Origin of the sequence: Lacinutrix sp. (assembly GCF_037625555.1) — a bacterium.
Lineage (GTDB): Bacteria > Bacteroidota > Bacteroidia > Flavobacteriales > Flavobacteriaceae > Lacinutrix.
Genome location: NZ_JASJHV010000119.1, coordinates 1 through 10,987 on the forward strand (window position 1 = coordinate 1; position 10,987 = coordinate 10,987).

12 protein-coding genes are annotated in these 10,987 nt (G+C 33.6%); all 12 read right to left on the reverse strand.

The genetic code is table 11. The features are described from left to right. Positions 1-367 (reverse strand): hypothetical protein (locus QNK89_RS09860; RefSeq protein ID WP_340170858.1); only part of this gene is annotated, 367 nt, incomplete at its 3' end. A 35-nt stretch (positions 368-402) separates the two neighbouring features. Next, complete coding sequence (locus tag QNK89_RS09865; protein WP_340170859.1) at positions 403-2,937, reverse strand: phage tail tape measure protein; 2,535 nt, start codon at positions 2,935-2,937, stop codon at positions 403-405. Between the two features lie 130 nt (positions 2,938-3,067). Next, positions 3,068-5,500, reverse strand: coding sequence for a hypothetical protein (locus QNK89_RS09870; RefSeq protein WP_340170860.1), 2,433 nt, complete (start codon positions 5,498-5,500; stop codon positions 3,068-3,070). Continuing rightward, complete coding sequence (locus QNK89_RS09875) at positions 5,501-6,634, reverse strand: hypothetical protein (protein ID WP_340170861.1); 1,134 nt, start codon at positions 6,632-6,634, stop codon at positions 5,501-5,503. Continuing rightward, complete coding sequence (locus QNK89_RS09880) at positions 6,631-7,056, reverse strand: hypothetical protein (RefSeq protein ID WP_340170862.1); 426 nt, start codon at positions 7,054-7,056, stop codon at positions 6,631-6,633. The genes QNK89_RS09875 and QNK89_RS09880 overlap by 4 nt, the downstream gene beginning before the upstream one ends. 95 nt (positions 7,057-7,151) lie before the next feature. Further along, complete coding sequence (locus QNK89_RS09885) at positions 7,152-7,622, reverse strand: hypothetical protein (protein WP_340170863.1); 471 nt, start codon at positions 7,620-7,622, stop codon at positions 7,152-7,154. 82 nt (positions 7,623-7,704) lie between these two features. Continuing rightward, positions 7,705-8,349: a hypothetical protein gene (locus QNK89_RS09890; RefSeq protein WP_340170864.1), complete on the reverse strand. Its 645-nt coding sequence runs from the start codon at positions 8,347-8,349 to the stop codon at positions 7,705-7,707. A gap of 233 nt (positions 8,350-8,582) precedes the next feature. Continuing rightward, on the reverse strand, positions 8,583-8,726 hold the full coding sequence (locus QNK89_RS09895; RefSeq protein ID WP_340170865.1) for a hypothetical protein: 144 nt from the start codon (positions 8,724-8,726) through the stop codon (positions 8,583-8,585). Then, a complete protein-coding gene (locus QNK89_RS09900; protein ID WP_340170866.1) occupies positions 8,726-9,103 on the reverse strand; it encodes a hypothetical protein in 378 nt (125 codons plus the stop codon). The genes QNK89_RS09895 and QNK89_RS09900 overlap by 1 nt, the downstream gene beginning before the upstream one ends. Next, positions 9,100-9,594, reverse strand: coding sequence for a sigma-70 family RNA polymerase sigma factor (locus tag QNK89_RS09905; RefSeq protein ID WP_340170867.1), 495 nt, complete (start codon positions 9,592-9,594; stop codon positions 9,100-9,102). The genes QNK89_RS09900 and QNK89_RS09905 overlap by 4 nt, the downstream gene beginning before the upstream one ends. Before the next feature lie 12 nt (positions 9,595-9,606). Beyond that, entirely contained in the window at positions 9,607-10,770 is a 1,164-nt protein-coding gene (locus QNK89_RS09910; protein WP_340170868.1) for a terminase large subunit, read from the reverse strand. Beyond that, positions 10,715-10,987 (reverse strand): hypothetical protein (locus QNK89_RS09915; RefSeq protein ID WP_340170869.1); only part of this gene is annotated, 273 nt, incomplete at its 5' end. The genes QNK89_RS09915 and QNK89_RS09910, both read right to left, overlap by 56 nt.

Here is a 10,987-nt window from a genome sequence, read left to right on the forward strand (position 1 = left end):
TCTTATCGTGAACTTTATCCTCTACAATCCAAGATTCTACTAGGCTAAGTCCGTTTATTTCGTACTGATGCTCCATTGTAGCGTTGTTTTGATTGCCTTGCATCAAATACATCTGGGAGGCTTTTAAGACAGTATCTTTTGAGAAATATATATAGTACTCATCTTCTCCATTCTTACGATAAATAGGCTTGTTAGGTATCAATAAAGCACCCATTAGTATTCTTCTTTCTTTATCTACCTCTGCAAGTTTAAACTCTTGGCTTTTTAAGGCTACAAAATCTTCCTCAATAGCTGGGTTTTCCACTACGCTAATAGCTTCAACACCTATTTCTTGATCTTCGTCTAGTATTAATTCAACTATTCTCATAATTATATATAAATGTTTTTAATTTATTTTGCATTTTATCCTATTGTAGCTCCTTCAACAATGTTATTCTGTAGACTTTGGGCTGTTGTAACGTCATTAGCTACGACATATGTCTGAATTGGTTGCTGTGATTGTCCCCCGATTGCATCAGCTAACTGACTAGATTCGCTTGCACCTACTATGTTAAATGAAGGGGGTTGTGAAGCAGCTCCAGCACTTGGAAGGCTTCCAGCTCCAGCACCACCGCCGCCGCCTTTACTGTTTGGTATTTTAACGCTTGCAATCTTTTTAACATTTGCAAAACCTACGACTCCAGTAGCAATTGCTTGAGCAATAGCATAGCCTGGGACTGGTATTCCAGAAAAAGCCTTTAACTGTCCAGAAATAGCTGCATAAGTATTAACTAAAGAAGATGCAATCGCAATAGCTTTACCAGCTTGTGTTTCTTGACCTATAACTCCAGAGATGCTACTTAACGCACCAGCGTAAGAATTTAACGCTTGTTGTTTAGCATCACTTTCTTTTTTAGCTATATCAACAGAAGCATCCGAATAAGATTTTTCTAACTCTAAAAGTTGTTCGTTTGTAAGTGATTTAAAAAATACCTTATCTAATAATAATGCTGCTTCACGTTCTTTTAGTAAATCTCTTTGTTCTTGAAATGAGAGTTCTTCAAAGTCTTTTTGTAGTTCTAATTCTTCAACCCTTTTAACACTATTTTCTTTATCTATTTTGTCTTGTATTACCTTTCTTGCATCTGTGTCTTTTTGTCTTGCTACTATTTCTAAATCATTGTAATATTTATTTATTGCTATTTTAGCTTCTGCTTTTTTTGTTACATCTAATTTAACATCTTCTAATTCTTTTAATGCTCTTTCTCTTTTTCTTTGAGCTTTTTCTAATTCACTTTCATCTTCTAAGTCTTCAGCAGATTTTTTAGTTTTATTTATTATGTTTGCAAGTTCTTTCTCTGATTTCTCTAATGCTGCTGCTGATTCTTTCTCTGATTTCTCTCTTGCTGCTTTTTCGTCTTCTGTTTCTTGTTTTCTTTTATCTTTTTTGTCATTTTCAACAGCTTCTAATGATTTTGCAAGTTCTTTCTCTGATTTTACAATTCGGCTTTTTTTCCATTCTTGCCAAAAAGCACCTTTTTTAGCACCTTTTTCGTCTATGGCTGATATTTGTTTCAACTTTTTATTTGCAAAACTTACCATTCTAACAGCTTCGTCTAATGATGCCTTAGCTTTGCCAGAATCTATGCTTTTACCAATAATTGGAATATCTGATAAAAACAATTTAAACTTAGCAAATATTATTTTCATTGAGCCTACAAAAAAACCTAGACTAGCAGCTCTCTTTGATAAACCAGATTCTTGTTCTCCAAGACTTTTAGAATTTCCAAAATAATAATCTAATGCAAAACCAGCTAATTCTACTGCGTTAGTTAATATACCAACAGTTTTAGTAAGGTTTTTAACTCCCCCCCTAGATATTTTATTTAAAATTCCATCTCCATCTTCTATATTTAATAATAAACCATCCCAAGCAGAAGATAATTTTGTTGTGTCTCCTTCAAGGTTATCAAGTCGAATCTCTGCCATTGATTTTGCAGCACCTTCCGCATTTTCAAACGCTACTTTTAATTCTTCAATGTCTTCAGTTCCTTCAGCTAACGATAAAAAAGATTTTGCACCTACAACTCCAACTAATTCAATAGCTGTGCCTAGTCCGTTAGATGAATCAGTAACCATTTTAAAAGCATCGTTAATATCAATGCCTTTTTTGTTTAATTCAATAAATGACTTTGATAAACCAGTTCCAGCTACACTCCCCTTTAAACCATTATTAGCTAACACTCCAAGATAGGCAGCAGTTTGCTCAATACTTACTCCAGTTGCTCTTGCTACTGGTGCAACCACTTTTAAACTTTCTCTTAATGCATCAAAATTTAACGCAGAAGAAGACGTACTCTTAGCCATTACATCAACAACTTTTTGAGTATCTTCAGTAGTTAAGCCAAATGACCTAACAACAGAACCAGCAAATTCAGCAGCACTAGCTAAATCAATCTCTAAAGATGCTGCTAAATCTAATATTGCTGGAGTTGAGTTTTTAATATCTTTAATAGTAAAACCTAACTTAGCTAATTCTGTCTGTAATCCTACAACCTCAATAGCAGTAAACTGTGTTGTTGAACCTAGCTGTTTAGCTTGATTGTTAAGTACCAATAATTCATCAGCTGTATTACCAGTAACAGCTCTAAGCGTACTTAAGCCTTTAGAAAATTCTGCACCTAAATCGTTAGCTTTTTTTAATACTGATACAAAAGCTCCAACCGCCACAACGATAGCACCTATCCCAGTAGAAATTAAAGCTGTCTTAAGTGCTGCAAGTGATGGTATAGTTGCCTTAATAGCAGCTCCCATTCCACTAAAAGCACCGCTTAAACCTTTGCCAGAATTCTTAGCTGTTGTAGTTGTTTTTTCAACTTGTTTATCAAGACCTTTTAGCTTCTTGTTAACATCACTAGTGTCAGCTTTTATTATTATTGTTTTCTCTATTTTAGCCATTGTATCTCTTGTTTAAGTGCTTTATATCCTTCTTTTAGTGTGCTAGGTAGCTTGTGCTTCCCTTGTGCTATACGGATTGATTCCGTTTCTCCATTAGCGTATTTTAAACTCTCTAGTATTAATTTTATCATTACGTAGTTGTTACTATTATATCTTGAAGTTGGCTAAATATATTATTGGCGTATTCAACTTGACCGCTTAATTTGTAAGTTACACCAGATTCTAAACTTGTAAACTGATAAGTTGTAGTAGATTGTTTTTGTGCTAATTGGTCATCAACATAAAGCCAGTATCTTATAACACCACTTACAGCAGTCCAGCTTGTGTCTACTGTTGTTGCAGCAATAGCAGTAGTCTCAAAGTCAGCCATTCTTGGTAAACTTATATTAATACGATTTTGTTGGTCTATTGAACTCGTGAAAAGGTTAAACAATTCCAACTCTGTTTTGTTTGTTAGTAGATTTGTTTTTATAGTGTTTATTCTATAGCTTTTATTTGCTATTATAAACGTATCATTTAAATTGTATTTTAATAGTATTCTTAAAGGTAGGTAAGCAGTTACCTTAGTCTTTCTTGCTTGTTTATCGAATATGCTAGCTATATAGTTTATATAATTTTTTTGAAATAAAGAGTTTGGATTGTACAGTAAACTATTTTCATCCATCTCTCCACCAAAATTTAAAGTATTACCAGAACTAGAAAAAGTCCCTACATTAGAGTTAGATGGTCGTTTATAATTTGTTATTTCTATTGTTTCATTCCAAAATATAGCCTCGTCAGCGTTTGTATTTCTACAATACAATAAAAGGGGAGCTCCTATAGCAGGTTCTAAGCTACTATCTAACAAAGAGCCTTGTGTTACATTAGTCAATGTACCTCCATCGCTTAAACGCTCGTACATCATCTTTTCAAAGTCTACTTCTATATTGTAAGGCTTTCCATCAAATTCGGTATCAATTGGATTAATATTACCAAAGTTATCATCTTGAATTTCGTCAGATGCTTTTACTAAAAAGTATTCTTTGCTTTTAAATTTAAAATCTATCTGTTTAAATTGCAGTAGTTTTCCTATGCTTGATTTATCTACGTCTACAAACTCTGTGATGTTGTAAGTCTTTCCAGCGTTATAGTAATCTTGTAATGACCTAACCACTATGATACCATTTTCTTTGTATGCTGTTAGATTAAACATTTTAAACAAAGACGTCATAAAGTCTATAACCTTCATTTGAGGCACTTGACGAGACACAATAAAAAAGTTTTGTATTGAGGAAGATGGAAAGTCATAAGCCGCACTTGTTGTGTTAAAATTTTGTGTACTATATACAACACTTAAAGATTGGCTTGCTATTGTTAAGGTGTTTTCAGATATAACAGTAAAAAACATATCTTCTGACAAAGCACCCCAATAGGTGTCAAATATTAAAGTATTAACCCCAACACTACTAAATTCTTGTTCTGCAAAAAGATACCCATTTGAGCCCGTAATTCTTACTGTTACAGGTGTAGCTGCTGATAGTGTTATAGTGTATGTAAAATCAAAAAACCCACCAACAGAACCCAAAGGTCTCATATCATTACCAGATGTTAAAGTTAAGTCATTATTAAAGCTATTTGTAATAGTTAATAAAGCACCAGTAGTCAAAGCATTACTTACAAAACCAGAGGCTCTATGAAGTAACATATACATTTTTCTAAAATCAAAGGAATTAAAAAAGTCATTGCTAAATGTGAGATTATACTTTAACTCTATCGCATCTATTATCTTTCTAGTTCTTAGAGCTGGTTTTAAGTCTGTATAAACTAGGCTATCAGTTCCACTTTGATACTTTCCGTTTGAGTTTATATTAAAGTATTTGCTATGTGTTACAAGAGGAAACGCTACATCTAAATCTAATGGACTTTGAAACTTAGCTAAAACAGTTGCGTCGTCATAAGTAAAATTTAAACTATCTGGAAATGGCAAAGAACTTAAATCATCGTCTTTCATTAAATCCTTTAGCTCTACTATATCCCCAAAGAAGACAACCTTATAAGAATAAGCCTTATTATCTTTTAAGTCAACTGTGTTTAATCTAATCTTACCTTTTCTAAAATCAACTCCGTTTAATTTAATTATTGCATCTACTTTATACCTTGCATCAAAACTATTTAGAACATCAGTATCTTGATACTGTTTAAAAAACTTGTTATTATTTTTAGAAGCTGGCAAGTTAAACTGTTGTGAGAATGTTGTGAATATCTTAGATATATCTCTAACATCTTGTATGCTATCAGAAATGCTTACGCTTTCATCTTTAAATAAATCCATCTTAACGTAGTCAGTATATATACGATATATCTCTCCACTTGCCATTATATCATTATCAAGCGTTACTTCAGTAGCTGAGTCAATAGCTGTTATCTTTGCAGTAGTGTTGTCTGTTGTGTTTTCTACGACATCCCCAACTGCTATTAAAATTATGAAATCTGCTGAGGCATCTACTAATTTGTTTGTAGTTGTAGCACTAGCAATCCCTTTAGCTAAGAACTGACTCCGTATATATAACTCTATTATCTGCATCTATCTAATATCGTTTATTGTGTTGTTGGCAAACTCGACCTCTATAGTGTAGTTTATTATCTTGTCGTTTAATTGAGTTTTATATGCTAAACTTGTTGAATCGATGTTTATAGGTAATGTCTTAAAGTCTATTTCTATCCAGCACTCCTCACTTAGTTCGAGTTGTTTAAATACCTCGTTATAATCTTCTGGATAATATCCCGTATTTAATGTAATCTTCTCACTTCCTTGCTTAGTTAGTATTGTATCTTGGTGCTTGTTTATTGAATAACTTGCTCCACTAACTATGTTTCTTTTAAAAGATTCTTTTTTTGTTGTTAGTGTTTTATTACTTCTCTTAAAAAACCAGATATCTTGTAAAGCACCAAACTTATTTACAAACGTTACTTTATAAGGTTCGTATTTACATTCCTCAACGTTTTGCACTTTTAAAATCTTAACTCTAGTTGATACACCATCTGAATATGTAACGTGTATAGAATCACAGTCCATTAAAATAAACTCGTCTTCTAATCCTTGAATACAGATATTATTTTCAAAAGAACCACCATCAAAAACAACTCTGTCCTCAAAAGAATCAGCTCCATTAACTCCATTTGTTACATACCTAATTTGCCCACTACTTAATGAGCTTTGAGTTAAATTAATAGTTCTAACAATTTCTCCGTTTAATAAATATGCTACTGAAGCAGTTATAGAATTGTCAACACCAAGAACTACTGGAGAATCATCTAGCTTTAAAATAATGTCATTACTTATATAAACAGCGCTATTGTTTTGTGGGTTAGCACCATCTTCAAAATACCCATAGCCATTAAATGCTTTTCGGTAAGTATAACCACTTATTGTTTCAGCTACTCCGTTTATAGTCCGAGTTGTTCTATAGTCTACCCAAAGAATACCAGTAGCATAAGTTCCATCAAATGTTTGAGAAACATAGTCTTTTACAAGTTCTCCTATCTCAAATGTAACTTCGTTGTTAACTGCAAACCCTTCAAGGTTATAAGTAGGTGTCGATGGTCTATCAGTTATCCTTGCACCAGTATATATGTAGATTTCTATTGCTGTACTATTTAAGCCTGTTACAGTTCCAGTAGTTATATAGTATGGACTTCTTACGTTTATATTGCTCATTTCTTGTTTATATTTACTTGTATCTGTTTTTCTATTCCTATGGAATAAGCCTCTAATAATTCGTCTGGTAATCGTTTAAAGGCTCTTACAAATGGTGTTGTAAAAAACATACTAGCTTTCATTCCAGTTTCATATATGCTTCTAGTTATAATAAATGCAGTACTCTTATAGCTTAAAAATCTACCACTCTTTTTATCTCTAAATTGTATTCCCTTTCGTTGAACCCATTTATCAATACCCTTAGTAAGACCTCCTTTTTTACCGCTCCCACTTCCAAACTTATAAGGACTTTTTGGTGCTTTAGAACTTGATGATTTACCTTTAACCCCTAAGTCTTGAAAAGTTGCATAGTCTTCCATTTTAAAACTAAGATTACCTCCCTTAGAAGTTTCGGTCAAATCATACCCTAAACTATTGTACAAATCCCCACCGCCTTTTTTATCTTTTGTTAGCCTTGACCTTGACTGTTGGATAACGTACTTGGCAAACTTATTCAGCTCTGTTTGTACTTCTTTGTTTAACATATTGTGATGTCGTTATTTACAAACACATTAAAAGTTGCAGTCCAACCAGCAACCTTATTAGAAAAACGATCATAGAAAGGCTCACAGTTTGCATCCCCATCTAATTGAAATTGGTCATTATATAAATTGCCCTTACGAAGAACTTTAACTAATTTGTTTACTACCTGAAGCTGTGTGTTTAAAATGTCTTGTTCGTCATTGTTACCTCTAAATACATCTGTAGTCGCTTTCTTACTTTCGTCTACAACATCCATAGCTAATACGCTAATGTTAAACGTAAGTACTGACTCTTGAGATATTACATTGTTTATGATTATGTGGCTAAGAGGGAATATGCTCATCTTTGACAAGTCAATGTCGTATATATCCCCAGTCGTGACTGTGTTAACATTTACATCGCTTAGTAGCTGTTGCTCTATTGTTTCTGTTAGTAAGTAGAAACCTCTTATTCCAGTTTGGCTCATTAGAATTTACTTTTAATTTGTCTTGCTTCTATTTCGTTTTTTTCTTTCGTGTATGCTAAGAATGTTAAACACTCATGCATTCCTAGTTTAGTGATATCTTCAAACTTTGTAATATCTCCGTTAGAGATTGCAAAGAGGCTGTTGTACCATCCGTATTTGGATGTGAAATTAGATGCTGCGCTAAAGTCTCCTGATTGGCTTTGTCCAAAGAGTTCATCATAGTTAGCGACAAGTCCTTCCCTAAACTGTAAAAAAAAACAATCGCACCTAATACAGCATCTAAAGGAAAGTCTTTAGCTATCTCGTTTGATTCTGGATCGTACTCTTTAAGTGTGTATCTTTTACCTTGCTTTAATTCAATAGGTCTGTATAACACATTCATAGCTCTATGTAGGTTTTCGGTGTCTCCGATAAACGTGTCTAAGTCAATGTATTCTCCGAAGCTCATATCTTGAAGGCTAGGAATAAACGAATACTCTTGACCTTCTAATTCAAAGCTGTTTATTAGCTGATGTTTAGTTTCAAACATATTATTTATAATCCCACATATTTCAGCAACATCAGTAGCTTTTATATTACGAGCAACTATTTCAGGCACATTACAAAAGATTTCAATCATCTTTAAATGCACCTTAGATTCGTTAGTTAAATCTAATTTTTCAAACTCTTGATATTGCCCTAGTGTTATCTCGTTGAGACTATTGGGTATGTTTAGTTTAAGTTCCATATTATTATATAAACTTTTTAGGTTTTTTTTAGTAAATTATTTTTATGAATTGTATAGTCTGTCTATGTCAGCTATCCACATTTTAAGTTCAGAGGGTTTGCATGAGCATGGTTCATGATAGCGATGATTATAGTAGCGAGCGTGAAAAACACACAACAGCTTAAATTGTTCTTCTGTTAGTTCTTTGATCACATTTGCTTTAAAGCCTTCCCAAGCCTCTTTGTCTTCTATTGTCATAGGTCTAAATTTATATTGTTCCACTTATCTCTACGTTTATCACAACCGCAGTCTTTTCCTAATGCTTTGCTTATTTTTTTAACTAGCCAATGAATGCCAGTATAATAAGTCATGTAGTAAATTATGTCTCCTAGTCTCATTAGTCTTGTAGTTTTTCAAACTCTGCTGTTTGGGTTTTAACCAGCTCATCTTTGTTTTCAAAGTAGTTATCGACTAAAGCGTCAATCATAACTAGCTCATCAATAGAAGCTGTTTTAATCTTGTGAATTAAGCTATCGATTTTGTTTAGTACATTAGTACACATCTCAGGGTTATTATGATAAACTACGTTATAGCCTTCTTTATAAACGCTCTCAAGGATTGTGCTTGTTTTGTTTACTTGCAGCTTTACATTTTGTTTAAAGGCATTAGAGCCTTTTAGTTCATCGTTAGCCTCTAATAGTAATTGGCTAAGCATTACACTCTTTAGATAGTTAAGATGTCTGTCGTTAATATCTATTTGGGGTTCATTTTTCATACGTTGTTTTTTATGTGTTTTTTAGCTTTTGTATAAGTATTGTAAAGTGAGTAGTAAGAGATGCCAGTTTCTCTGCTGAGTTTAGCTATGCTTTTACCAGAAGCAACGATCTCAAAGACTTTTTTGTTATACCAAAACATTTTATCTAGCACGTTGTCAACTTGATCTTTATTTTTAGCATACTTAACTTCGTCAACTGCTGGGGGTATGTTTTGTTTTGGCTCGCTTCTCATTTCTTCTAAATATATTTTTTTAACCTTTCGCTGCTTTTTGCATATTGTTAGAAACAAGCCTCGTAAAACTTTATAGCAATAGAAATAGTTTACATCGTCTTTGAATGTAAAATCAATGCCTTTATTTAAATCTTGTGAAAGCTGTATATATAACTCTTGAACCACATCCTCAGCCATTGAAGGATTACACCCAAAAGAAATTACTGTCTTAATCCAGATGTCGTGTCTGTCGTATGCTATTTCTAATAATGTTTTCATTTATTTAGTTGGTTATTGTACAAAGTATCTGCCTCTGTTTGGGTTTACTAATTGATAAGCGACAGCATATCTCAAGGCATCTAAGAGATGATCATATCCAGCGCATGGCGTTTGAGATTTCTTTTCTAGCCAGACGTAGTTTTTAAGCTCGTTTATTAGTTCTAGGCTATTGGGGTCGACTATTAAATCATAGTCTTGTAAAAGGCTAATACCAAAGATTACGCTGCCCTGACCTTTTATGGTAGGAACTATATTACAGCCTTGTGATGATAAAGAAGAAATTAGTCTAGGGTCTGCTGAGTCTGCAACTATTAAATTATTTCCAGCGTACTTTTTATTGAGTATATAGATTTCACTAGCAGTCAATGATTTTTTGTAGAAGCATTCTTGCAAATAGATTATCTTGTTGTCTCTATCAATACACGTTTTTATTAATGTTGTAGGATCATTGCTAAAACCAAAATCTTGCCCATAGATAGGCTTCGATACTTCTTTAAAGTTTCCTACTTTCCAATTGGTATATACAGCCCCTTGTAGGATGCCAGTTAAACCTTCTCCATAAACACGATACCAATTAGCCCAATACTCATTCCCTTTGTCAGCTTTAACCTTAGCCTTTAGTATTTCGCTTATAGCAGCTTCAGGAGCTGCCTCATTGTCTTTGTAGGTAAGAATTAACCACTCAGCCTCTGAATCGTTTTTAAGCTCTGTATGCGCCCAGAACTCAGCACTTGGATTGAAGTCTATGTAGAGATGTTTTAAAGTCCTTACAGCTAACTGTAAATAGGAATCAAAGCCTCCAGCTATATTGTTTGCTTCATTGATGTAGCAGATGTCTCGTCTAGCACCTCTTAGCTTAGCTTCTGAGTCAGCACTAAAGAACTCTATTGTTGAGCCATTGCCAAAGGTATAAGTAAGTAAGGTTCTATTGAATCGCTCTGCATACCAGCGACCAGTCATCTGCATTATCTTTCTAAAGTCTCGTATTGCTCCACGTCTTAAGTGGGGGATGGATTCTGCTACTACTGAAGTTTCTGTCTTAGGGTGTTTAATAGAGTAGTCTATAAGCATGGCTAATATGCCAAAGGTCTTAGATGCTGAAGTTCCTCCTTGAACTACTCTAATCCGTTTGGATAGCTTCTGAATCTTCTGTATAGCTGTTGTCTTCTGAAACATCTAAAAATAAAGGTTGTTCTATAAATTGGGTTATATCTACTGTTTCTTTCGGCTTACCAAATCGGTAGTTTAAATAAAGCTGTAAGGCTCTTACATCCCCACCATAGGATAGTTCCTTAAGAACTTCTACAATGCGGTTAATATCAATACCATTGTCTAAAGACTCTATCAAGGTTTGCTCTTGTCCTTTAGGCTTTCTACCAGCTCCTTGTCTTGA